23 protein-coding genes and 2 tRNA genes are annotated in these 22,390 nt (G+C 66.7%); 12 read left to right on the top strand and 13 right to left on the bottom strand.

The window, feature by feature from the left end; translation table 11 throughout:
• Positions 1-36 precede the first annotated feature (36 nt).
• On the top strand, positions 37-357 hold the full coding sequence (locus AC1DKR_RS14360; protein ID WP_025874621.1) for a DMT family transporter: 321 nt from the start codon (positions 37-39) through the stop codon (positions 355-357).
• 96 nt (positions 358-453) lie between these two features.
• On the opposite strand, the gene coq7 is transcribed toward AC1DKR_RS14360, so the two are convergent.
• Complete coding sequence (gene coq7 / locus AC1DKR_RS14355; protein ID WP_033832396.1) at positions 454-1,098, bottom strand: 2-polyprenyl-3-methyl-6-methoxy-1,4-benzoquinone monooxygenase; 645 nt, start codon at positions 1,096-1,098, stop codon at positions 454-456.
• A 196-nt stretch (positions 1,099-1,294) separates the two neighbouring features.
• Here coq7 and rplM point away from each other — a divergent pair, with 196 nt between their 5' ends.
• Positions 1,295-1,723 (top strand): 50S ribosomal protein L13, encoded by a 429-nt coding sequence (gene rplM / locus AC1DKR_RS14350; RefSeq protein ID WP_025874623.1) that lies wholly within the window; start codon positions 1,295-1,297, stop codon positions 1,721-1,723.
• A gap of 2 nt (positions 1,724-1,725) precedes the next feature.
• Entirely contained in the window at positions 1,726-2,118 is a 393-nt protein-coding gene (gene rpsI, locus AC1DKR_RS14345; RefSeq protein WP_005411311.1) for a 30S ribosomal protein S9, read from the top strand.
• Positions 2,119-2,329: 211 nt separating this feature from the next.
• Here rpsI and AC1DKR_RS14340 read toward each other — a convergent pair.
• Both AC1DKR_RS14340 and AC1DKR_RS14335 read right to left on the bottom strand, forming a co-directional pair.
• A tRNA-Gln gene (locus AC1DKR_RS14340) sits at positions 2,330-2,403 on the bottom strand.
• 52 nt (positions 2,404-2,455) lie between these two features.
• A tRNA-Met gene (locus AC1DKR_RS14335) sits at positions 2,456-2,532 on the bottom strand.
• Positions 2,533-2,653: 121 nt separating this feature from the next.
• On the opposite strand from AC1DKR_RS14335, the gene AC1DKR_RS14330 reads away from it, so the two are divergent.
• The 4 genes from AC1DKR_RS14330 to bfr all read left to right on the top strand — a co-directional run bounded on the left by AC1DKR_RS14330 (position 2,654) and on the right by bfr (position 4,532).
• Positions 2,654-3,277: an RNA pyrophosphohydrolase gene (locus AC1DKR_RS14330; protein WP_025874624.1), complete on the top strand. Its 624-nt coding sequence runs from the start codon at positions 2,654-2,656 to the stop codon at positions 3,275-3,277.
• Between the two features lie 110 nt (positions 3,278-3,387).
• Positions 3,388-3,576, top strand: a complete 189-nt coding sequence (locus tag AC1DKR_RS14325) for a hypothetical protein (RefSeq protein ID WP_312786958.1) — start codon at positions 3,388-3,390, stop codon at positions 3,574-3,576.
• Positions 3,577-3,711: 135 nt separating this feature from the next.
• Positions 3,712-3,921 carry a (2Fe-2S)-binding protein gene (locus AC1DKR_RS14320; protein WP_032951724.1) on the top strand — a complete coding sequence of 70 codons (210 nt, stop codon included), beginning with the start codon at positions 3,712-3,714 and terminating at the stop codon, positions 3,919-3,921.
• A 140-nt stretch (positions 3,922-4,061) separates the two neighbouring features.
• Positions 4,062-4,532 carry a bacterioferritin gene (gene bfr / locus AC1DKR_RS14315; protein WP_025874625.1) on the top strand — a complete coding sequence of 157 codons (471 nt, stop codon included), beginning with the start codon at positions 4,062-4,064 and terminating at the stop codon, positions 4,530-4,532.
• Between the two features lies 1 nt (position 4,533).
• On the opposite strand, the gene AC1DKR_RS14310 is transcribed toward bfr, so the two are convergent.
• From AC1DKR_RS14310 to AC1DKR_RS14300, 3 genes are read right to left on the bottom strand one after another with little or no spacing between them, the layout of a single operon-like run.
• Positions 4,534-6,738, bottom strand: coding sequence for an ATP-binding protein (locus AC1DKR_RS14310; RefSeq protein WP_478033306.1), 2,205 nt, complete (start codon positions 6,736-6,738; stop codon positions 4,534-4,536).
• On the bottom strand, positions 6,739-8,634 hold the full coding sequence (locus AC1DKR_RS14305; protein WP_478033305.1) for an EAL domain-containing protein: 1,896 nt from the start codon (positions 8,632-8,634) through the stop codon (positions 6,739-6,741).
• Positions 8,635-8,678: 44 nt separating this feature from the next.
• The gene (locus AC1DKR_RS14300) at positions 8,679-9,296 is read right to left on the bottom strand and encodes a DUF4126 domain-containing protein (protein WP_025874628.1); all 618 of its coding nucleotides are present in this window, start codon (positions 9,294-9,296) and stop codon (positions 8,679-8,681) included.
• Between the two features lie 178 nt (positions 9,297-9,474).
• On the opposite strand from AC1DKR_RS14300, the gene AC1DKR_RS14295 reads away from it, so the two are divergent.
• From AC1DKR_RS14295 to ampE, 5 genes are all read left to right on the top strand, one after another.
• Positions 9,475-10,218, top strand: coding sequence for a DUF6776 family protein (locus AC1DKR_RS14295; RefSeq protein ID WP_025874629.1), 744 nt, complete (start codon positions 9,475-9,477; stop codon positions 10,216-10,218).
• 4 nt (positions 10,219-10,222) lie between these two features.
• Complete coding sequence (locus tag AC1DKR_RS14290; RefSeq protein WP_025874630.1) at positions 10,223-10,687, top strand: bactofilin family protein; 465 nt, start codon at positions 10,223-10,225, stop codon at positions 10,685-10,687.
• A gap of 31 nt (positions 10,688-10,718) precedes the next feature.
• Entirely contained in the window at positions 10,719-11,111 is a 393-nt protein-coding gene (gene erpA / locus AC1DKR_RS14285; RefSeq protein ID WP_025874631.1) for an iron-sulfur cluster insertion protein ErpA, read from the top strand.
• A 139-nt stretch (positions 11,112-11,250) separates the two neighbouring features.
• Positions 11,251-12,183, top strand: a complete 933-nt coding sequence (nudC, locus tag AC1DKR_RS14280) for an NAD(+) diphosphatase (RefSeq protein WP_363733968.1) — start codon at positions 11,251-11,253, stop codon at positions 12,181-12,183.
• A gap of 94 nt (positions 12,184-12,277) precedes the next feature.
• Positions 12,278-13,165, top strand: a complete 888-nt coding sequence (gene ampE, locus AC1DKR_RS14275; protein ID WP_025874633.1) for a regulatory signaling modulator protein AmpE — start codon at positions 12,278-12,280, stop codon at positions 13,163-13,165.
• Positions 13,166-13,726: 561 nt separating this feature from the next.
• On the opposite strand, the gene AC1DKR_RS14270 is transcribed toward ampE, so the two are convergent.
• The 7 genes from AC1DKR_RS14270 to AC1DKR_RS14240 form a co-directional block, all read right to left on the bottom strand.
• The gene (locus AC1DKR_RS14270; protein ID WP_025874634.1) at positions 13,727-14,152 is read right to left on the bottom strand and encodes a DUF2752 domain-containing protein; all 426 of its coding nucleotides are present in this window, start codon (positions 14,150-14,152) and stop codon (positions 13,727-13,729) included.
• A 43-nt stretch (positions 14,153-14,195) separates the two neighbouring features.
• Positions 14,196-14,480: a CD225/dispanin family protein gene (locus AC1DKR_RS14265; RefSeq protein WP_478033304.1), complete on the bottom strand. Its 285-nt coding sequence runs from the start codon at positions 14,478-14,480 to the stop codon at positions 14,196-14,198.
• A 33-nt stretch (positions 14,481-14,513) separates the two neighbouring features.
• On the bottom strand, positions 14,514-14,801 hold the full coding sequence (locus AC1DKR_RS14260; RefSeq protein WP_025874636.1) for a CD225/dispanin family protein: 288 nt from the start codon (positions 14,799-14,801) through the stop codon (positions 14,514-14,516).
• A gap of 181 nt (positions 14,802-14,982) precedes the next feature.
• On the bottom strand, positions 14,983-16,872 hold the full coding sequence (locus AC1DKR_RS14255; protein WP_105164770.1) for an MFS transporter: 1,890 nt from the start codon (positions 16,870-16,872) through the stop codon (positions 14,983-14,985).
• A gap of 93 nt (positions 16,873-16,965) precedes the next feature.
• A complete protein-coding gene (locus AC1DKR_RS14250; RefSeq protein WP_442244474.1) occupies positions 16,966-17,763 on the bottom strand; it encodes an SDR family NAD(P)-dependent oxidoreductase in 798 nt (265 codons plus the stop codon).
• A 211-nt stretch (positions 17,764-17,974) separates the two neighbouring features.
• Complete coding sequence (gene yccS / locus AC1DKR_RS14245) at positions 17,975-20,152, bottom strand: YccS family putative transporter (protein ID WP_478033303.1); 2,178 nt, start codon at positions 20,150-20,152, stop codon at positions 17,975-17,977.
• Between the two features lie 135 nt (positions 20,153-20,287).
• Positions 20,288-22,345 (bottom strand): TonB-dependent siderophore receptor, encoded by a 2,058-nt coding sequence (locus AC1DKR_RS14240; RefSeq protein ID WP_478033302.1) that lies wholly within the window; start codon positions 22,343-22,345, stop codon positions 20,288-20,290.
• Positions 22,346-22,390 lie beyond the last annotated feature (45 nt).

Below are 22,390 nucleotides of genomic sequence, written 5' to 3'. Positions count from 1 at the left end.
TTCGTTTTTCTCAAAAAAGGTAAGGAGCCCCCACCCATGCCCTGGATCTATCTGCTGCTGGCCGGTCTGTTCGAGATCGGATTCGCCCTTGGAATGAAGTACTCCGAAGGTTTCAGCAAACCCGTGCCGACCGCCCTGACGGTGGTATCGGCCCTGATCAGCCTGTATCTGATGAGCCAGGCGATGAAGAACATTCCGGTCGGCACGGCCTATGCGATCTGGACCGGCATCGGCGCCATGGGCGTGACCGTACTGGGCATCTACTTGTTCAACGACAGCGCCTCGCCGGCACGCTTGGCCTGTGTGGGCCTGATCGTGGCCGGCGTGATCGGCCTGAAGCTGGTGTCACCGAATTGAAGGGCGGCCCGACCAACGGTCGGGCCCCACCGTGTGGTTTGGTCGGCCCCCACCGCCTAGCGCGGTAGGCCCCCACCGTTGGTGGGGGTTACCCTTTCAAATGCGGTAGGCAATGGTCTTCATCACCCTGGAGGCCAGCGCCATCGCGCCCGGAATCGGGAACGGCAGGCGGCGTGCGCCGGCCTGTTCGGCATGCTCGGCATGCCGGGCCTCGTCTTCCTTCATCACCCGGATGACCGCGCGGCTGCGCAGGTCGCCGGCCGGCAGGTCGACCAGATGTTCGTCCAGATGGGCTTCCACCTGGCGCTCGGTCTCGACCACGAAGCCAAGGTTCCAGCCATCGCCGCGCAGCCCGGCCAGGGTACCGATGGTGTAGCTGCCGGCGTACCAGAGCGGATTGAACAGGCTCGGGCGGCTGTCCAGCTCGCCCAGGCGGGTGGCGCACCAGGCCAGGTGATCGGTCTCTTCCTGGGCCGCTTCCAGCAGATGTTCGCGGGTCGCCGGGTCGCGTGCCACCGCGGCCTGGCCGAAGTACAGGCCCTGGGCGCAGACCTCACCGACATGGTTGATGCGCATCAGCCCGGCCGCGTGGCGACGCTGGGCGCTGTCCATGCCGGGCTCGCCGGTGTCCGTGGCCGGATAGGGGCGGCTGGCCGGCGGGTTGCCGAACACCGTGTCCAGGGCGCGCTGCGCCTCGGTCAGCAGGTGGTCCAGCGGGGTGGTCTGGCGAAGCACGGTCATGGCGGCACGGCGTGGAGCGGGGGAGGCCCGATTCTCGCCCGGCCCCGGTCCCCTGCCAACCCGGGGCAGGGGACCGGTTGCACCTGCCAGCCAAGCTGCGTACAATGCCGCCCCTTACGCTCCACCTTTCACAACGCGTGGCAGAGTTCCGGCGAGTCCTTCGCCGCAATGAGCCCGACCTAACCAAGAGTTCTTCATGAGCACTTTCACTGCCAAGAACGAGACCGTCCAGCGCGACTGGTACCTCGTCGACGCCGAGGGCAAGACCCTGGGCCGTCTCTGCACCGAGCTGGCCCGCCGTCTGCGTGGCAAGCACAAGCCGGTCTACACCCCGCACGTTGATACCGGCGACTACCTGGTCGTCATCAATGCAGAAAAGATTGTCGTCACCGGCAAGAAGCTGCAGGACAAGATGTATCACCGTTTCACCGGTTACATCGGCAACCTGAAGACCGAATCCCTCGCCCAGGCGCTTGAGCGCCACCCGGAGCGCGTGATCGAGACCGCCGTCAAGGGCATGCTGCCGAAGGGCACGCTGGGTCGCCAGATGTACCGCAAGCTCAAGGTCTACGCCGGCACTGAGCATCCGCACGCCGCACAGCAGCCGCAGGTTCTGGATATCTAATCATGGCTATCACTCAAAACTACGGCACTGGCCGCCGCAAGTCCTCCACCGCTCGCGTGTTCCTGCGCAAGGGTTCGGGCAACATCACCGTCAATGGCCGTCCGCTGGACGAGTTCTTCGGCCGTGAGACCGCTCGCATGATCGTGCGCCAGCCGCTCGAGCTGACCAAGAACACCGAGAGCTTCGACATCCTGGTCACCGCCGCTGGCGGCGGCACCACCGGCCAGGCCGGTGCGATCCGTCTGGGCATCGCCCGTGCTCTGGTCGAGTACGACGAGACCCTGAAGTCCGAGCTGCGCAAGGCTGGCTTCATGACCCGCGACGCCCGCGAAGTCGAACGTAAGAAGGTCGGTCTGCACAAGGCCCGCCGCGCCACCCAGTTCTCCAAGCGCTGATTTACCGCGCCTGGCCGGGCTCCTTCGGGAGCCCGCTGGTTGGAAAAGCAAAAGCCCGGCTTCGGCCGGGCTTTTGTCGTTCTGGAGTCATGCATTTCGAGGTTGCCGGCCAGTGGTCGGCACTACCCGCGGCTTCGCATGTCGAGAGAGGCGTGACCAAATTAAAAAGAAAAAGGCCTGATCTTTCGATCAGGCCTTTTTCTTTTTAATTTGGCTGCCCCTGATGGATTCGAACCACCGATGCCTGAGTCAGAGTCAGGTGCCTTACCGCTTGGCTAAGGGGCAATGTAACGTGTAACTATTTTCTCACTTTTCACATTGAAAAACAACTTCAACGTGGTGGCTATGGGTGGACTCGAACCACCGACCCCAGCATTATGAGTGCTGTGCTCTAACCGGCTGAGCTACATAGCCTTGGTGAGCCCGCTATTCTGCTGATGTGTACAAGGACTGTCAACACCTTTGTATCGTGCTTGTGGCCCGACAGACGGCATGGGATAGTCCCAACCAGTAGATTTTCTTAGGAGTCCGCATCGTGATCGATCCGGACGGCTATCGACCGAACGTCGGCATCGTGCTGATGCGGCAGGACGGGCAGGTGTTCTGGGCACGACGTGTGCGCCGGGATGGCTGGCAGTTCCCGCAGGGTGGCATGAACACCGACGAGACGCCTGTCGAGGCCATGTATCGTGAACTGCAGGAAGAGACCGGGCTGTTGCCGGAGCACGTTGAAGTGCTTGGGGCGACACCGGGCTGGCTGCGTTACAAGCTGCCGGCGCGTGCCATCCGCCGCAATGAACGCCAGGTCTGCATCGGCCAGAAGCAGGTCTGGTTCCTGCTGCGCCTGACCGGTGATGAAGCCCACGTCAGCCTGGACCATACCGACTCGCCTGAGTTCGATCATTGGCGCTGGGTCGACTTCTGGTATCCGGTAGAGCATGTGGTGGTGTTCAAGCGTGGCGTCTATGCGCGCGCCCTGCGACATCTGGCGCCGTTGGCCCAAGGGGTGGCGGGGCAGGGCATCAGTGCCATGCCCAAGAGCGCTGCCGAGGCCTGGATGCCAGGCCACGCGGCCGGCCACGACAGGCCCAGGAAGCGCACGCCCATGCGCGGCGGGTATTGGCCGCGGAAAGCCAAGGGTGAACCGGGAGCCGTTTGACGGGCAGGTTGCGCAAAGAGCGGGTCGAACGGTCGCAACGCACGTCTGCTGGGTATTTCCGGCAGGGACTGGCTGTCCGTCTGGCAAGCCTCCCCTGGCTGTTGTTGAGCGTGGCAGTCCTCGGCGGCATCGCATGGATGCCGCTGGCGCTGGGCGCGTGCCTCGCCTTCGCGACCTGTGCGGGTGCGCTGTTCCTGGCGGACTACCTGCTGCGGTTGAGGGCGGCAGGTGGTGGTGTGCAGTGGCTGATCGTCTTCTTCAGTACACCGGTGCTGGCGCTTGGGCTGTTGTGCCTGTAGCCGCCTCGTACCGGGTGGATTCGACCGCACTCTGAACCGTATCGAGAATGGTTCAGGTCTCTGATTGACAACCATTCTCGTTTCCATTGGAATAGCGACCAGGCCGCTACTGGCCTGCTGCCCTGGTTCCCGCCCGTGTACGTCTGCATCTGCAACGGTGTTACCGACCACCAGATCCGCGAAGCCGCCAGCCATGGCGTCACGTCGGTGGCCGAGCTGACCATGCGCACCGGATGCGGCGCCACCTGCGGTTCCTGCCTGGACATGGCCGGCGAGCTGCTGGCCAAGGCGCGTGCCACCCACGATCTCCCGTTGCCGGTGTTGGGCCTGGCGCAGGTCGCCTGAGTCGTTTCGCGGCGCGTTGACGCCGCGCTCTCCTGGTCTTCATTGCTGGCCGCAGTGGCCAATGCGCACGATTCGCGTTCCTTCACGCGCGCGCGCAAGGCGCTACAGTGCCCGCGATTTCAGCGTGCAGGAGCATCCCCATGAAGGGCGACACCAAGGTCATCGAATTCCTCAACAAGGTCCTCTACAACGAGCTGACCGCGATCAACCAGTACTTCCTGCACGCCAAGATGCTGAAGAACTGGGGCATCAAGGAACTGGCCGAACACGAGTACAAGGAATCGATCGAGGAAATGAAGCATGCCGACATGCTCGCCGATCGCATCCTGTTCCTTGAAGGCCTGCCGAACTTCCAGGCGCTGGGCAAGCTGCGCATCGGTGAGAACCCGACCGAGATCCTGCAGTGCGATCTGTCGCTGGAACGCGATGGCGTGGTCACCCTGCGCGAGGCCGTGGCCTATGCCGATTCGGTCGGCGACTATGTCAGCCGCCAGCTGTTCGTGAAGATCCTCGATTCCGAGGAAGAACACATCGACTGGCTGGAAACCCAGCTGGAGCTGATCGAGCGCATCGGTGAGCCGAAGTACCTGCTGAGCAAGCTCGAAGAGTGACTCAACGGGCCTGGCCGGCGAGGTAGCCGGTCAGCGCCACGCGCGCGCGGGCGAACTCCGCCACCAGCAGCGCCACTGCCACGGCAGGGCGCTGCAGGCTGCCACTGCGGGCTTCGTGTTCGATCCGCCGCGCCACCGCTGACAGCGACAGCGCGCCGACGTTGGCGCTGGAGGATTTCAGGCTGTGCGACAGCGCCTGCAGGCGTTCGATGTCGTTGCCCTGCGCCGCCTGCTGCAGCTGCTGCACCAGCTGCGGTGCGTCTTCCAGGAACACCGTTACGATCTGCGCGGCGGCATCGCCGATCACCGCCTGCAGTTCATCCAGCACGCTGCGATCAAGCACCGGCTGTGGAATCGGGATCGCGCGCGTTCGTTCATCGTCCAGGCTTTCGCCGTCGGGCACGCTCGGGGTTGCGGCAGGTTGCACGGGTTCCGGCAGCGGCGCATGTCCGTGATCCACGGAAGCCCGGCCCCAGCGCTGCAGCAGCGCATGCAGCGTTTCACGCGTGATCGGCTTGGAAAGATAGTCGTCCATGCCCGCCTGCAGGCAGCGTTCGCGATCACCGGCCATGGCGTTGGCGGTCATCGCGATGATCGGCAACCGCGTGCGCCCCGCTTCGGCTTCCTCCCTGCGCCAGCGCTGTGTCGCGCTGTAGCCGTCGAGCACCGGCATCTGGCAATCCATCAGCACCACGTCGATTCCACCTTCGCGCAGTAGTGCGAGGGCCTGCTCGCCGTCGGCGGCATTGCGCACCCGGCACTGGAAGACCCGCAGCAGGTGCTCGGCCACCATCCGGTTGACCGTGTTGTCTTCGACCAGCAGCACATGCAGATCCAGCGGTGGCAGCGCGGCGGCCGGCCTGGCGTCTTCGGCGTTGGCCAGCAGGGCTGCCGGGCGTGCAGTGGCTGTTGGCTGGGCCAGCAGGGCGTGCAGGTCGGCATCGTTGAATGTGCTGTGCAGCTGCTGCTGGCGCGGCCGTGCTGCAACCGGATCATCCTGCAGCCACAGCACCTGCAGTGCGTCGTCGGCACCGCGCTCGGCCAAGGCGCGCTGCAGGGCCGCCTCGCCATTGCGGCGGTGGCGCGCGTCGACCAGCAGCCATGCCGGTGTGCTCTGGCCCGGGCGTGGTGCTGCACGCAGGCGTTCCATTGCCTCATCAATGCTGGCCAGCGGCTGCACCTGCAGGCCGTGGTGCGCGGCGATGCGTTCGACGCGTGGCTGCAGCTGTGCATCGGCGGTGTACAGCAGCAGCGCTGCCGGCGAGCGGGCCAGCGCCGGCAGGTCGCCGGGAACCTTCAGCAGCGGTATTTCAAACCAGAAGGTTGCGCCCTGGCCTGGGGTGGAATGCACGCCGATGTCGCCATGCATCAGGTCGGTGATGCGCTTGCAGATGGCCAGGCCCAGGCCGGTGCCACCGTAGATGCGGGTGGTGGAGGCGTCGGCCTGGCTGAAGGACTGGAACAGCCGCGCCTGCAGGGCCTCATCGATGCCGATGCCGGTGTCGATCACTTCGAAACGCAGCTGGTGCTGGGCGGGGCCTTCGCCCAGCCGCTGCACGCGCAACTGCACCTGGCCGCGTGCGGTGAACTTGATGGCATTGGCCAGCAGGTTGCCCAGGACCTGGCGCAGGCGCACGGGGTCGCCGCGTACCGGCAGGCGCACGGCCGGATCCAGTTGCAGGCTCAGCGTCAGGCCCTTGGCTTCGGCGGCGCGCTGCAGCAGCTGCACCACGCCGTCGAGCAGTTCGCGCAGGTTGAAGCTGGTGATCTCCAGTTCCAGTGCCTGGGCTTCCAGTCGCGAGTAATCGAGGATGTCATCGACGATGCGCAGCAGCTGCTGCGAGCTGGCCGAGGCGGTGGCCAGCATCTGCCGCTGGTCTTCGCCGAGCGGGCCGCGGGCAATCAGCTCCAGCATCGGCAGGATGCCGTTGAGCGGCGTGCGGATTTCATGGCTCATGGTGGCCAGGAACTCGCCCTTGGCCAGCACGGCTGCTTCTGCAGCCTGCTTGGCCTGCAGCAGCTGATGTTCCAGCTGGCCCTGGCGCTCGGTGGTGCGCCGCAGCTGGTCGCGTTCACTGGTCAGGGTGATGCGTTCGCGCTGCAGTGCCGCCAGCGCGCGATTGCGCGAACGCAATCGCAGGCCCAGTACCAGCAGGGCGACGATGGCCAGCGCCAGTACCGCCAACAGCGCGACCGTCGGTGACACTCAGAGCACCGCGTTGTGGAAGTCGAAGTTCAGGTCGCTGCCGGCCGACTGCACCATGTTGCCCTGGATGTAATCGACACCGCCGACCCACATCGCGGCCGCTGCCTGCGGGTCCTCGATCTGCTGGCCGATGATCTGCAGGCCGGCTGCATGCGCCTGCTCGATCGATCGGCGCAGTTCTTCGCGCGTATCGGGGTTGGAGTGGCTGCTGGAAAAGCGTGCGGCCATGCGCACGAACGACAGGGGCAGCTGGGTGAGCAGGGCCAGGGCTTCGCTGCCCGGTTCGAACTGGCTCAGGCAGAAGCGCACGCCGACGCTGGCCATGCGCTGGCAGAACTGCTGCAACGGCACGGTGTGGATCAGTGCATCGGGCAGGCGCACGTCGATCACCAGCGCGCTGCCGGGCAGGCGGCGTTGCTGCAGTGACTCCAGCAGCCAGTCGGCGAAGGCATCGCGCTGCAGGGTACGCAGCGACTGCGAGACGAACAGGTTCAGCGGCTGGGTGGCGTGGCGATACAGGTCGAGCAGACCCATCGCATGCTCCAGCACTTGCTGGTCGAGGTCGGCGATGCGGCCGGCCGCCTCGGCTGCCGGAATCACCTGGCCGGCGGTCAGTACGCTGCCATCGGTCCGGCGCAGGCGCAGCAGCAACTGGTACTGCGCGCTGCTGCCGCCGGCGACGGCGACGATCGGCTGGTAAGCGAGCTCGAGCTGGCCTTCCAGCAACGCCAGGTGCTCCTGCTCGGTCGTGACCTGGCGATGCACGTGGCCGGCCACGCCGGCGCTGAGCAGGCGTGCCTGCAGGGTGGTGCGTTCGACTGCTTCCAGGGCGCTGCTGGCATCGTCGAAACCCGGCGACAGCGGCGCGTAGCCAACCACGCCACGCAGGTGTACCGATTCGTCGTCGCGGATCACGAAGGCGCGCGCGGACAGCTGCTCACGCAGGGTGCCGGCGATCGCTTCCAGGCTGTCCTCATCGGCGTTGCGCGCCAGCAGCAGGAAGCTGTTGTCGTTCAGGCGCGCCAGCAGGTGCGGATGGCCAGCCTCGGCAAGGCGTTGCCCGGCCTGCACCATCAGCCGCTCGAAGGCTGCATAGCCATAGCGCTCGCGCAGGCCCAGCGCGCTGGAGATTTCGACGAAGAACACGCCACCGCGTTCGTGCTGGGCCAGCGTCGCGTTGAGTTGCTGCAGCACGTGGTGGCGCGTCGGCAGCCCGGTTTCCGGGTTGCTGGTGGCCGGTGCGCCGTTGGCACCGGGCAGGGTCGCTGCCTGCGCGCGTGCGCGGCGGATACGGTTGGCCACCGCGGCGATCAGGTGGCGCGGCCGGATCGGCTTGCTCAGGTAATCGTCGGCACCGCAGTCGAGCACTTCGAACTGGCGCTCCGGATCCGGGTCGCCGCTGAGGAAGACGATCGGCAGCAGCTGCATGCCGGGCTGCTGGCGGATCATCGCGGTCAGCCGCATGCCATCCAGCCCGGGCAGGTGCAGATCCATCAGGATCAGGTCAGGGCGTTGCTCGCGGATGGCCTGCTGCACGCCATCGGCATCGCCTAGCACGATCGCCTGCATGCCGGCGCCATGCAGCACGCTCTGTGCGAACAGGGCCTGGGCACGATCGTCTTCGACGATCAGCACGCGGTAGGGCGAGTCGGCGTCGACAGGCGCCATGTCACTGTTGCCCGCCTCTGGCAGTGCTGCGGCCGAGGGCAGGGGCGGCGGGGCGGCCAGTCGGACACCGTCGCCGGGCGCTGACGACGCAGGCCCCTGCACTGCCGCTGAGGGTGCCTCGGCAGGCACCGCCGCAGCTACGGGGGCGGCCCAACGTTGCCAATGATCGGCCGGAGGGGTTTCAGCGCGTCCCGGGCGGGGGCCCGCGGCGGATTCGTTTGCGGCCATCGATGCTCCTGGTGTTCGCGGCCATTATGCGACAAGCCTGCCGATCAGCCGGTACGGGGTTGCCGTTGTCCGTCGTCGCTGCCACCACGTGCCAACCAGCGCACACTTTTCCACAGGGTGCGCCAGACCAGCCAGACCAGCAGTGCACCGGCCAGGCTGCAGGCCAGCACCACCACCAGCGCGATCCACGGATGCGCCAGCGCGAGCGCCAGGCCGCCGATCACCACGGTATCTTCGGCCGCAGAGGCGACCCAGTTGCTGGCCGGTTCCGGTGAGGTGTTGAGCAGGGCGCGGGTGCCGGCCTTCAGGCCATGGCTGGCCAGTGCAACGCCCGCGCCGGCGACCAGTGCGCCGGTGCCCAGGTCGCCATCGGGCGACAGTGTCGCTGCCGCGAGGAAGGCGCCGGCGGGCACGCGCGCCAGGGTCTGCACCAGGTCCCAGGCTGAATCCACGCCGGGAATCTTGTCGGCGAAGAATTCGGCAATGGCCAGCGCCGCCGACGTGCCGAGCACCCACCACGACTCGGTGGCCTGCAGCGCCGGTGGCAGGTCGACCCAGCCGAGCAGGCCGGCGATGCCGACGCCGAATACGGTGAGGTAAACGCGGATGCCGGCCAGCCAGGCCAGCAGGATGCCGATCACGAACAGGTGGGCTTCGGTCATGGCGTGCTCCGGCGGCGGAACTGTGCGGGGTGCCACACTATCGACCATGGAGTGGCTGAATGCCACCGCCCGGTGCCGGCCGGCACCGGGGAAACCTGCCGTTCCTGTCATACACTAGCCCGTCGTTTGCCCCAGGGGCCGTACTGGCGTCGCCACTGCGATGCCACGGAGACTACCCATGAACAACCGCCCTCCCATGCGCGTGCAGGTCCGCCTTCCCGGTGCCGCGCAACCACCTGCCGACCGCCGTCGCCTGCTGGTGATCGCCGGCATCTGGCTGCTGAGCCTGGTGCTTGCGGTGCTGGGTGGCTGCTGGCTGGGCACGCCGCGCGGTGAACAGGGCCAGCGCGTGCAGGCTGCCGAGAAGCGCGCCGATACGCTGCAGACGCAGCTGACCGAACTGCGCCAGAAGCAGGCCACGCTGGAAGCGTCGGACCGCATCAGCCGCGCCGCCAACAACGAAGTGCAGTCTTCGCTGGCCGAGCGCGATGAAGAGATCGCCGGCCTGCGCGCTGACGTCGCCTTCTACGAACGCCTGGTGGGCTCGACCAGCCAGCGCAAGGGCCTGAACACCCATTCGATTGAATTCAGCCCGGAATCGGCCGGCACCTGGCAGTACAGCGTGGTGCTGACGCAGAACCTCAACCGCGGAGCGATCAGCCAAGGGCAGATGCGTTTCACGGTGGAAGGCGTGAAGAACGGCAAGCTGGCCACCATCAGCTGGGACGAGCTGCACCAGCGCAGCAAGGTGCCGGGACAGGATTACTCGTTCCGGTACTTCCAGCAGCTCACCGGCAGCGTGATGCTGCCGGCTGACTTCACCCCGCAACGGGTGAAGGTGACATTGGGGAGTGGTGCGGGGGGCACCACGCAGGTATTCGACTGGAAACAGGCCGGCGCACCGGCCAGCAAAGGGGAGTAGGCAGATGTTCGGAAGCAGCAAATCCAGCCGTGATGGCCAACTGGTGGTGGATGCCCTGATCGGCAACCAAGTGGTGATCCGTGGCGATGTGGAATTCAGTGGTGGCCTGTACGTGGAAGGTCGCATCCACGGCAAGGTGATTGCCCAGGAGGGCGCCAGCGCGGCGACCCTGACCCTCGCCGAGCATGGCGTGATCGAAGGCGAGATCCGCGCCCAGGTGGTGGTCATCAGTGGCCGCCTGGACGGCGATGTCCATGCCACCGAGAAGGTCGAACTGACCCCGAGTGCGCGGGTCAACGGCAATGTTCACTACCAGGTGGTGGAAATGAATGCGGGTGCCCAGCTGAACGGCCGGCTGATCCATGCCAGCGCCCCGATGCAGGCCCTGCCGGCGCCGGAAGGCGAAGCGTCCGCTGACGGCAAGGGCGACACCGCCGCCCGCCGCAAGCTGGCCGAGGCGATGGCTTGAAAGCCAGCGCCGGCGCCCCCATGCTGAGCCCATGAACACGCTCGTCTCCCTCCCCGGCGCCACGCCGGCCGCCGCGCCCGACTACCAGTCGCTGGATCGGCCGCTGAACTTCACCGAGGCCGCTGCGGCCAAGGTCAAGGAACTGATCCAGGACGAGGGCAACCCCGACCTGTCATTGCGTGTGTACATCGAGGGTGGCGGCTGTTCGGGCTTCCAGTACGGGTTCGAGTTCGACGAGAACCGTGCCGGCGATGACCTGGCGGTGCAGACCAGCGGGGTCACCCTGCTGGTCGATCCGCTCAGCCTGCAGTACCTGATGGGTGCCGAAGTGGATTACACCGAGAGCCTGACCGGTGCGCAGTTCGTGATCCGCAATCCGAACGCCAAGACCACCTGCGGCTGCGGCAGCAGTTTCAGCATGTAATCGCAGGGCGTGGGGCATGCACCCCGCGCTGCCTTCGGTAGATCCACGCCATGCGTGGATGACCGTTACTGCAACCACAGGCGGGTTTCTGCACAGTCTGCGGCTTGCCACTTGCCGTGATTGGCGGCAGGCTAGCTGGATGCTCAATTCTCCTTCGCCGCTTTCCGGTTTTGCCTTCGTGGGTGAACCGTTGGAGCGCGCCGATGCCATGCGCGAAGACGCCGATGCTCTGGCGCGCCTGTGGCCCGATGCGCGCATTCTTGTCCTGGACCAGGACGGCACCGCCTTCACCGGTGATGACGACCAGCCGCTGGCGTTGACCGGCGCCGATGTCGGTGGCGGGCCGGGTGTTGCGATCTTCCTCGGCCTGCGTGGCGAGCAGGCGTGGTTCTCGGTGGAAGCGGCCAGCGTGACGGTCACCGCGCCACGCCGGCTCGATCTGCGCCAGGCCGCGCTGCTGTGGACCGTGGCCGATGCGACCGCCTTCAGCTACGCCCGTGGCATGTCCTACTGGCAATCGCGTACCCGCTTCTGCGGTGTCTGCGGCAGTGCCGTGACGTTCGCCCGGGGTGGCTTCGTCGGCCGCTGCCCGCAGTGTGCGACCGAGCACTATCCGCGCGTCGACCCGGCGGTGATCGTCGCGGTGGAAAACCAGGGCCGGCTGTTGCTGGGCCGCCAGTCCAACTGGGCGCCGCGCCGCTATTCGGTGCTGGCCGGCTTTGTCGAGCCGGGCGAGACCTTCGAGCAGACCGTAGCGCGCGAAGTGCACGAAGAGAGCAAGGTGCGGGTGACCGCCTGCCAGTACCTGGGCTCGCAGCCCTGGCCGTTCCCCGGCGCATTGATGGTCGGATTCGGTGCGCAGGCACACGACGACGTGCCGACCGTGGATGGCGAACTGGAAGACGCGCGCTGGTTCAGCGCCGAGGAAGTTGGCGCGGCCCTCGCGCGTGACGTCGAGGACGATGGAGAAGGCATCCGTCTGTCACCGCCGATTTCCATTTCGCGGGGGCTGATCGAGCATTGGTACCGCCAGCAACCGGCATCCGGCGGCGCCAGCATTGCCGCCACCTGAACACGCTGCCGGTTACAGTACGGTTCACCGCTGACGGCGACGCTGCGACAGGTAAGGTAGCGACGCCGAACGCTCGCTCGTAGGGAGACCTGCCATGTTCACCACCCTGGTCGCCGTGTTGGTGGCACTGGCCCTTGGCCATGTCGCCCCGGCCGCTGCCGCGTCGCTGCGCCGTTTCGACGGCTTCCGGCGCTGGCTGGGCTGGCTGGACGCGCGCGGTGGTCGGGCCTGGCAGGGGGCCGCCGGCGTGGCGTTGGCGATCGTACCGCCACTGTTGCTGATGGCGCTGGTCGCCTGGCTGCTGCGCGGGGTGCTGTTCGGCCTTCCGGCGCTGCTGCTGGGCGTGGCCGTGCTGGCCTGGTGCTGGGGCCCGCGGGATCTGGACCGCGACATCGAAGCGATCATCGATGCCGACGATGCGCCCACCCGGCAGGCGGCGGTACGCAACCTGCAGTCGGCCGGTGGCAGCCTGCGCGAGGACGTTCCGTCACTGGTCGAGGCGACCGTGCTCAACGCCCTGCGGCGCTGGTTCGCGGTGCTGTTCTGGTTCCTGCTGCTGGGCCCGGTGGGGGCTCTCGGTTATCGTCTACTGGCACTGATGGCGGAAAGCCCGATGCGCGCGCGCGTGCCGGTGGAGCCGCTGGCGCTGGCACAGCGGCTGCTGGGCTGGATCGAGTGGCCGGTGGCACAGTTGATGGCGTTCTCGATGGCCCTGGTCGGCAACTTCGACACGGCCTGGAAGGCATGGCGCCAGGCGCATGGTGAGCGCTTGGCCGGCGGCATTGGTTTCCTGGGCGCGGTGGCGCGTGCCAGCGTCAATGCCGAGCTGCGCGAAGATGCGCACGATTACACCGAAGCCGGTCTGCTGCCGGTGTGGCAGCGGTTGCCGGACCTGCGGGATGCGATGAGCCTGGTGTGGCGGATGCTGCTGCTGTGGCTGGCGGTGCTGGCCCTGCTGGTGATCGCGGGCTGGGTGACCTAGTTGTTCTTTCTGCAGGGCTTGCTGCCCTGCACCCGCTGGAAGCAACAGCAACAGCAACAGCAACAGCGGGTCTGGATCTCTGTGGGTTTGGCGGGGCGGTGTGGGGCTGCAGGACACGCCGTTAACCCATCCATGGGGGCTCGATGGCGCCTTGCTCGTGTGCGCTGTCCTGCGCACACGGCAAGACCGGGGTCGGGCGTCCTGCCCAACCCGCCCGAGGCATGCCTCGGGCCCATGGCGCCAACGGTCCTGCAGCCCCACACCACCCCACCCCCGACAGTTTCCGATGACGGCCAGTAGATCCACGCCATACGTGGATGCCGAGCGGAGCGACCCGCTTCGGCTTTTGATCTTCTCTTTCTTTTCCGTGGTGGACGCGCACGGAAATTGTCCGTGGCCGGGCGGGATGGGGTTGCGGGGGTGTCCGCGGCATGGATGCCGCGGCCAAGCCTCCACGGACGGATTCACGGCGTCCCCCGCAACCCCATCCCGCCCGGCCACCCCAGGGCTTCTGCCTTCAAACGCCGCCCACCACAAGGGGCTGCGCCGTTGGCTGGAAACCTACACCGGAGCCAGCGCGGTGAACGGTGCCCACGGCAGGTTGCGCAGCACGGCATAGCCGGGCAGCAGCCATAGCCAGAACGTGGGGCTGGCCAGTACCCGCATCAGTGGATCAAGCACGCGCGGGCGTACGCCGGCGGTGTTGAGCAGCATCAGGAACAGGAAGGGCAGGCTGATGACCAGCAACGGGTTCATCGCCATCGCGCCGGGCAGGTCGAAGTGGACCAGTGAGTACAGGCAGCGCGTGCTGCCGCAGCCGGGGCAGTAGAAGCCGGTCAGTGCGTACAGCGGACAGCCCGGCAGCGGATTGCCGGAGACATACGGATTGACGTGGCGCAGGACCACGGCGGCACCCGCAGCCAGGCCGGACGCGGCCAGCAGCGGAGCCCAGCGGGTGAGTCGGGAACGAGCAGGAAGTGCGGACATGCGGGGGCGGGATCCGGCGCATGGCCGGACCCCGTCGCGGGCATCAGTAGCTGCCGTTGCCGCCGCTCAGGGCGCCCAGGCCGCCAACGGCCATGATGATGATGAAGTACAGGATGCCAACCACAACGGCAGCGATGGCCGACCAGATGGCCCACTTCTTGGCCTTGTCGGCCGAATCACGGGCACCGGCGACGTCGCCGGCAGCCAGCTTGCCGTTGACCTGGGCGGCGTAGACGATCGACACGATGCCGGCCGGCAGGCAGCAGAACAGGGTGGACAGGATGGCCCAGACCAGATTGTTGGGGACCTGCGCAGTGGTGGTGTTCATGGTTCAAGCTCCTCGATGGGTGATGGTGGTGAATCAAAGGTCGGATAGAGCGCCCAGCGCGGCCAAGCCGCCGAACAGCCCGAACCACAACAGCAACAGGACCGGCAGGGCCGCGGCCGAAGCCACCGCCCACCAGCCCGCCTTGCGCGACGCGCTATAGGCCCCCGGCAGGTCACCGGCCGCATTGCGACCATCGACCTGGGCGGCATACACGATCGACACCACGCCCAACGGCAGGCAGCAGAACAGCGTCGTCAGGATCGCCCAGACCAGATGGTTGGGGATGTAGACCGGACGGCTGAGCGGTGGCGGTTGATTCAAAGCAAGACTCCATTCCTTGGTGGTCGGCCGTGTAAACGGGCCGAACCTCCCCCCTGTGGGTGCGTAATCTACCGCAACCAACGACGCATGTATGCGTTTTCAGCCCCGTCAGGCCTCGCATCGCCCTTGGACGGTGGCGTATGCAGCGTACCGTCATCGCCCCCGGATGGGGGCGATTGCGTCAGGCGAGGTCGCCGCGCAGGGTGCGGACCTGCGCTTCCAGGGCGGCGGCATCGGTTGAATGGCCATCCACCGCCGGGGCGGCGACCACCTCGACTGTCGCCCGGAACCGGCGCGGCACGCGCATGCGGCCCAGACGGGTATCGCGGCGGCTCCACATGCTCGACCACATGCCGCGCAGGGCCATCGGCACCACCGGTACCGGACGGCGTTCGAGGATCTTCTCCACGCCGGATTTGAACGCTGCCATCGTGCCGTCGCGGGTCAGTGCGCCTTCCGGGAAGATGCATACCAGCTCGCCCTCGGCGAGTGCGGCGTCGACTTCATCGAACGCGCGCTGCATCAAGGCCGGGTCTTCGCGCGCACCAGCGATCGGAATCGCCTTGGCGGTGCGGAAGATCCAGCGCATGACCGGGATGTTGAAGATCTTGTAGTACATGACGAAGCGCACCGGGCGCGGGATCGTCGCCGACAGGATCAGCGCGTCCATGTAGCTGACGTGGTTGCAGACCAGCAGCGCGGCGCCCTCATCGGGCACGTTCGCTTCGATGCCGTGCGGGCGCAGCCGGTACAGCGTGCGCACCATCACCCAGCTGAGGAAGCGCATCAGGAATTCGGGGACGATGGTGAAGATGTAGATCGCCACCACGGCATTGGCGATGGCCAGTGCCAGGAACAGCTGCGGGATGGTCCAGCCGAGCAGGCGCTGGGTGAGCAGGCCGAGTACGGCCGCAGCGACGATGAAGCCGGAGTTCTGGATGTTCAGCGCGGCGAATACGCGCGACATCTCCGATTTCGGCGTGCGGCTCTGGATCAACGCAAACAGCGGCACCACGAAGAAGCCGGTGAACAGGCCGATGCCGAGCAGGTCGATGATGATGCGGATGCTGCCGGCCTGGTGCACGAACTGGGTGACCGACAGGCCCTGCGCGGTGGCTTCACCGGCGCGCGCGAAGTACAGGTCCAGCAGGAAGGCGGTCATGCCGAACGCACCCAGCGGCACCAGGCCGATCTCCACCGTACGCGCCGACAGCTTTTCGCACAGCAGCGAACCGACGCCGGTGCCTACCGAAAACAGCGCCAGGGCGAAGATGTACAGGGTGGGTTCGCCACCGAGGTTGGTGACCGCATAGGACGGCAGCTGCGCAGTGAGGATGGTGCCGACGAACCAGAACCAGGACACGCCGAGGATGGCGTTGCGTACCGCCTTCTGTTTCCTGGCCATGCGCAGCACGGCCAGCGATTCGGGAATCGGGTTCCAGTTGATCTTCAGGTCCGGGGCGCCGGCATCTACCTTGGGGATCATGCGCGCGGCCAGGTTGCCGCAGATCGCCAGCGCGATGACCGCGGTGGCGGCCACGATCGGTCCATGGGTGCCGGCCAGGGTGAACACCAGGCCGCCGACGATCATGCCGGTCAGGATCGACATCGACGTGCCCATCTCGACCAGGCCATTGCCACCGGTCAGTTCTTCCGGGCGCAGCACCGAGGGCAGCACCGAGTACTTCACCGGGCCAAACAGGGTGGACTGCAGGCCCGTGCAGAACAGGGCCACCAGCAGCACCGGCAGGCTCTCGGTAAGAAAGCCCACCGCAGCCAGCGTCATGATCACGATCTCCATGGTGGTGGTGATCACGATCAGCCGCGACTTCTCCAGCTTTTCCGCGATCTGCCCGGCCAGGGCGGAGAACAGGAAGTAGGGCAGGATGAACAGCGCCGGCGCCAGGTTGGTGTAGAGCGTGCGCTCGCTCTCGGCTACGCCCAGGTAGAACAGCAGGCCGATGATCGCCTGCCGGTACACGTTGTCGTTGAAGGCACCCAAGCCCTGCACGATGAAGAACGGCAGGAAACGGCGCTGGCGCAGCAGGGCGAACTGGTTGTGACCGGACATGGAACCTCCTTGGACCGGCGCAGCCTAGCATTCCTGCCTGTCAGGCAGGGATGGGGTAGGTGCGGACCGTTGGTCCGCACACCCCACCAACGCTCACACGATATCGTCGACCACGCCGCCATCGACCCGCAGCGCTGCGCCGGAGGTGGCCGACGCCTGCGGCGAGGCGAGGTAGACCACCATGTTGGCCACTTCCTCGACCGTGGCCGCGCGCTGGATCACCGATGCAGGACGATGGGCCATCACGAACTCACGGCCGATCTGTTCCAGCGGCTTGCCGGTACGTGCGCGTTCTTCTTCGAACATTGTTGCGAAGCCGTCGGACAACGTTGGGCCGGGCAGCACCGCATTGACGGTGACGCCGCTGCCGGCTACGCGCTTGGCCAAGCCGCGCGACAACGACAGCTGCGCGGTCTTGCTGACGCCGTAATGGATCATGTCGGCAGGAATGTTGCGTGCCGATTCGGAGGAGATGAACAGCACGCGGCCCCAACCGGCGTCGACCATCGCCGGAAGCAGGGCGCGCGACAGGCGCACGCCGGACATGACATTGGTCTGCCAGTACTGCTCCCAGGTGGCATCGTCGGTCTCGAAGAAGTCCTGCGGGCCGAAGATGCCGGCATTGTTGACCAGGATGTCGACGTTGCCCGGCAGGCCGGCCAGCAGCGCGTCGACCCCGCGGGCGTCGGACAGGTCGGCGGCCACGCCCAGCACGTTGGCGTCGGGAATGGCAGCCAGCAGGCGCTGGCGCGCGCGTTCCACGCTGTCGGCACTGCGGCCGTTGAGGATGACCTGCGCACCCGCGGCGGCAAGCCCCTGTGCGATGGCCAGACCGATGCCGGCGGTGGAGGCGGTGACCAGTGCGGTGCGGTCGTTGAGTTCGATCTTCATGGGGGAGATCCTGCGTGGGCGACACGGCAGTATCGGCGCCGCGGCGTGATCGGAATGCCCCCGTGGACGCAACACGATGTTGCACGGCCGACAGGATCACGCCCGAATGCCGCTCCAGCAGATCACGCCACGCGTGGATGCCGCTCCAGTAGATCCACGCCATGCGTGGATGCCCTCCAGTAGATCCACGCCATGCGTGGATGCGGTCCGCTCAAGCCAAGCCGCGCACCGCGCCATTCGCTGCCGCTCTGACCTTCGGCAACATCCGCAGCACCAGCGCCATCTGCGTGCGGATCAACTGCAGTTTCGGCGGCATCGTCTCATCGAGCTGCTCCAGTTCCGCGGCCACCGCACGATCGGCGTCGTTGTCTTCCTCTGACACCGGCTGCTGTGCCGTCAATGCCGATGCCAGCTGCTGCAGCGCTTTACGCACCCGCTCGCCGGCGGCCAGCGCGAGTGGATCGCCCGCGTAGCTGTCAACCTGGTCGCGGTGCGCACCCAGCGCCGACAGATGCCCGAGCAGGGTGTTGGACAACGCCAGGAAGTGGAAACCCGAATCGAGGTTGCGGCGCACGTGGCCCGGTTCGCGCAGCATGTTCGACAATGCGGTGGACAGTGCAGCATCGGCGTTGTGCATGTCGCGGCGGGCGATGCGGTAGGCCAGGTCGTCGCGCATGCCGCTGCGGTACTGGCCCAGCACCGATTCCAGATAACGGGCGGCGGTATCCAGCACCCGCGCCAGCACGCGGTGCAGCTGTCGACCCTGCCAGTCCGGCAGGATCAGGAACGCGGCCGCTGCGGCGATCGCGCACCCCAGGATCGTATCGACCATGCGCGGCACGATCAGCACGAAGCCGTCGCCGATCAGGTTGAAGCAGGTCAGCGCCATCACCGTGATGGCGGCCGAGGCGACCAGATAGCGGTCGGAACGGGTGAAGAAGAACAGCAGCGCCGACAGGAGAGCGATCAGCAGCTGGATCTCCAGCGTTGGGAACAGCTGCAGCAGCGCCCAGGTCAGCACCAGGCCGGCAAGCGTACCGACGATGCGCTGGGCCAGGCGCTGGCGGGTGGCGCCGAAACTGGGCCGGCATACGAACACGATGGTCAGCAGGACCCACGAGCCGTTCTGTGCATTGAACAGATGGATGGCAACGAAACCGGCGATCAGTGCCAGCGCCATGCGCAGGCCATGGCGGAACAATACCGAGCCGGGGGTGAGCTGCTGGCGCACGCGCACGCCCATTTCGCGCAAGGTGTGCGGGTTGCTGTCGCGCAGGCGGGTGTCGACGTTGTCCAGGCTGGCTTCGGAACGTTCGGCATCGAGCAGGCGGCGCTCGATGCTGCGCAGGTTGTGCACCAGCAGGTCCAGCGAGCCGAGCAGGCGCTGCCACTGCGGCCGTTGCTGGTCGCGCAGGTAGGCCAGGGCATCGGCCAGATCGCGCCCGGCCTGCTGGTTGCTCTCGCCGTAGACGAACGGACGACGCAGCCGGATCGCTTCGCCCAGCCGTGCGCAGGCCTGGCCCTGCAGGTCGAGCAGGCGCTGGCAGCGGTACAGCACGTCGCTGTGGAAGAACGCGTCGACCAGCGCGCCGTACAGGTAATGCGAGGAGCTGGCGCGCTCATGGAAATCCTGTGCCATGTAGTACAGGCGCAGGTACAGGCCGGAGTTGACGCCGGGCCGTCCGGAGCGGCCAAAGCGCGCCAGGATCGCTGTCTTCGCCTCGTTCAGCGCGCCGACCACGCGGCGGTTCTGCTCGGCCAGGTCGAGCTGGCGGCGCTGCAGGTCCGCCTCGCGCACGGGTTCGAACAGCGCGGCCTTGAGCTGCAGGTAACGGCCCAGTTCCACGTACAGGCGGGCCACGCGCTCGCGCACCGGCCGGTTGGCGAACAACGTGGTCCACAGGATCGACAGCAGCCCGTACCAGACTGCACCTGCCAGCAGGTGGCTGACCGCATCCAGCGCACTGTGCAGGTCATGGGCACCATGCTGTTCCAGGCCGATCATGGTGTAGATGGCCAGCGTGACGGTCGCCTGGGCGATGGACGCGTAGCGCTCGCCCAGTGCACCGAGCAGTGTCAGGCCGAACGTGGACAGCGCCAGGGCCGCGATGAATATCCACGGCCAGGGGAACAGCCAGATCACCGAGGCCGCCGCCAGGCAGAAGCACAACAGCGACAGCAGCACGGCCTTGGTCCGGCCCCACCAGTTGTCATCGGTCTCGGCAATCGCACTGGCGATGATGCCGAGGAACACGCCGGGCAGCGCGGTCAGCGCATCCAGGTGCCAGCACACGGCCAGGGCCGCTGTCAGGGCAATGAACACCCGCAGGCCATAGCTGGCCTTCTCGTGGGCCCACAGGCGGCTGAGGCGGGATTCGCGTGCGGACATGCAGGCTCGGCGAAAGGATCGGCCACCATTATTACGGGCCACGCGTGAAATCCGGTAGCGCCGCGCCATGCGCGGCGAGCACGCAGCGCGGCGTGGCATGCAGCCGCCGGCATGGCCCGGCGCTACCGAGACCCGTTACATGTCGAACCGCACGCTCAGCGCGAAGGTGCGCGGCAGGCCGACGCCGGCATTGGACCAGTACCTGCGGTTGGCCAGGTTCTCCACGCTGGCACGCAGGGTCACCGGATGGCCGGAGGCCAGCAGGCGGTAACCGACGCCGGCGTTGACGAGGGTGTAGTCGGGCAGCTTCAGGGTGTTGTCGGCGTCGTACCAGACATCGCCGTAGTAGCGCACGGCGGCATAGGTCTCCAGCCCTTCCACCCACGGCAGCTGGTAGGTGGCGTGCAGCACCCCGCTCCAGCGCGCAGCACCGACGGTACGGTTGCCTTCCTGCGCCGCGCTGCCCGGTGACAGCTTGTCGTAGGTCGGGTCCAGCCAGGTCACGCCACCGCCCACGGTCAGCGCATCGGTCAGGTGCAGGTCGGCGCTGGCTTCGACGCCTTCGTACAGGGTGATGCCATCCTGCACCAGGCGCTTGCCTGCATCGGTCAGCTGATCGATGTTGGCGCCACGCTCCAGGCGGAACGCAGCGACGTTCGCGTTCCAGCGATTCGCTTCCACCTTGGCGCCGATCTCGTACTGCTTGCTGATGGTGGGGTCGAGCACATCGCCGGCATTGATGTAGCTGTTGCCTACGCGGCTGCCTGCTTCCAGCGACTCGATGTAGCTGGCATACAGGGTGACGGCCTCGCTGGGCTTGAACATGACCGCGTAGGTCGGGGTGACTGGATAGGTGTGGTAGGCGCCCTTGGTCTCGAAGTCGTTGTAGCGCCAACCGGCCAGCACCGACCAGCCATGGCCGAGATCGACGGTATCGCTGACGAACACCGCCTGCTGCACGGTCTCGTTACCGCGGGTCATCACCCGTGAACCCACCGCGTCGTGACGGATGCCATGGCGCTGGTAGAGGTTGGCGCGGCCGATCAGGCTGAACTCGTAGGGACGGTCCCAGCCCAGCCCGGTCTGGTGGCTGACACCGGCCACCAGCTGGTGCTGCAGTGGGCCGGTGCCGAAGCGGCCCTGCACCAGTGCCTGCGCCAGCTTCCACTCGCTCTTGCCGCCGAGCTCATAGACGTTGACGGCGTAGTCGCCGTTGGTATCGTCGATGTAGGCGAAGATCTTGTTGACGTCATTCCACGAAGTGGTGACGCCATAGCTCAGGCTGGCCTTCCAGTCGCTGTTGATCTGCCAGTTCAGCGCGGTGGACAGCAGGCTGGAGCGGGTGTCGTAGTAGGTGCCGGGCACGCTGTTGTCGACATCGCCGGCGATCGGCCGCGGCAGTGAGGTCAGGCCACGGAAGTAGTACTGCGGTGATTCCTCGCGCAGGTCGCGCGACTGGAACACGCCGTCGAAGGTCCAGGTAAGCGCATCGCTCAGGCGCGCATCCAGCGACAGTGCGCCGACCTTGCGATCGACATGGCCACCGTTGAAGGTTTCGCCCTTTTCCTGGTATGCGTTGAAGCGGTAGCCGAACATCTGCTCGTTGCCGAAGCGGCCGCCGACGTCGATGCCGCCGCTGACGATGCCCTGTTCGCGCCAGCCGAGCTGGGCGGAGAAGGTCGGTACGTCGGTCGGTTTCTTGGTGATGTAGTTGACGATGCCGCCCGGCGCGCCGAAGCCGTACAGGAAACCTCCCGGACCCTTCAGCAGGTCGACCTGTTCCATCACTTCCAGCGGCCATTCGGTGCCCCAGGACGAGACCTGCAGACCGTTGACCCGGTAGCTGTCGAAATTCAGGTCGATGCCACGGTTGCGGATCGGCGAGCTCCAGCCACTGGCATAGGCGCTGACCTGGGTGGTGACCGAGGGGTCGAGCAGGAAGGCTTCGCCCAGCGACACGACCTGGCGCTGTTCGATCTGCTCACGGCCGACGGCGGTGATCGCGAACGGGGTATCACGCAGGGCACGATCGCCCAGGGCGCCAGCCTCGGTATGGGTACGCTCGGCGATGACCTTGACCGCGTCCAGATCGGTGGCGCTGCGGGATCCGGCCGGGGCTTCGGCGTATGCAGTGCAGGCGGCGGACAGCGCGACGGCCAGTACGGCCAGGCGGGGGGAGCGAATCGGCAACATCGATGGAGATCCTCGGCGGGCGGCCACGGGCCATCCGCCCATGCA

The sequence above is a fragment of the Stenotrophomonas sp. 01N47 genome, from assembly GCF_056399165.1.
This window is presented reverse-complemented; position numbering and strand designations above follow the sequence as displayed.

Bases quoted from the DNA above. Each gene is read 5' to 3' on its own strand.
- AC1DKR_RS14270 (WP_025874634.1), bottom strand. From the start codon at position 14,152: ATGTCCGCACTTCCTGCTCGTTCCCGACTCACCCGCTGGGCTCCGCTG.
- coq7 (WP_033832396.1), bottom strand. From the start codon at position 1,098: ATGACCGTGCTTCGCCAGACCACCCCGCTGGACCACCTGCTGACCGAG.
- AC1DKR_RS14265 (WP_478033304.1), bottom strand. From the start codon at position 14,480: ATGAACACCACCACTGCGCAGGTCCCCAACAATCTGGTCTGGGCCATC.
- AC1DKR_RS14290 (WP_025874630.1), top strand. From the start codon at position 10,223: ATGTTCGGAAGCAGCAAATCCAGCCGTGATGGCCAACTGGTGGTGGAT.
- erpA (WP_025874631.1), top strand. From the start codon at position 10,719: ATGAACACGCTCGTCTCCCTCCCCGGCGCCACGCCGGCCGCCGCGCCC.
- AC1DKR_RS14255 (WP_105164770.1), bottom strand. From the start codon at position 16,872: ATGTCCGGTCACAACCAGTTCGCCCTGCTGCGCCAGCGCCGTTTCCTG.
- AC1DKR_RS14300 (WP_025874628.1), bottom strand. From the start codon at position 9,296: ATGACCGAAGCCCACCTGTTCGTGATCGGCATCCTGCTGGCCTGGCTG.
- rplM (WP_025874623.1), top strand. From the start codon at position 1,295: ATGAGCACTTTCACTGCCAAGAACGAGACCGTCCAGCGCGACTGGTAC.
- AC1DKR_RS14305 (WP_478033305.1), bottom strand. From the start codon at position 8,634: ATGGCCGCAAACGAATCCGCCGCGGGCCCCCGCCCGGGACGCGCTGAA.
- yccS (WP_478033303.1), bottom strand. From the start codon at position 20,152: ATGTCCGCACGCGAATCCCGCCTCAGCCGCCTGTGGGCCCACGAGAAG.
- bfr (WP_025874625.1), top strand. From the start codon at position 4,062: ATGAAGGGCGACACCAAGGTCATCGAATTCCTCAACAAGGTCCTCTAC.
- AC1DKR_RS14295 (WP_025874629.1), top strand. From the start codon at position 9,475: ATGAACAACCGCCCTCCCATGCGCGTGCAGGTCCGCCTTCCCGGTGCC.
- ampE (WP_025874633.1), top strand. From the start codon at position 12,278: ATGTTCACCACCCTGGTCGCCGTGTTGGTGGCACTGGCCCTTGGCCAT.
- AC1DKR_RS14240 (WP_478033302.1), bottom strand. From the start codon at position 22,345: ATGTTGCCGATTCGCTCCCCCCGCCTGGCCGTACTGGCCGTCGCGCTG.
- nudC (WP_363733968.1), top strand. From the start codon at position 11,251: ATGCTCAATTCTCCTTCGCCGCTTTCCGGTTTTGCCTTCGTGGGTGAA.
- AC1DKR_RS14250 (WP_442244474.1), bottom strand. From the start codon at position 17,763: ATGAAGATCGAACTCAACGACCGCACCGCACTGGTCACCGCCTCCACC.
- rpsI (WP_005411311.1), top strand. From the start codon at position 1,726: ATGGCTATCACTCAAAACTACGGCACTGGCCGCCGCAAGTCCTCCACC.
- AC1DKR_RS14360 (WP_025874621.1), top strand. From the start codon at position 37: ATGCCCTGGATCTATCTGCTGCTGGCCGGTCTGTTCGAGATCGGATTC.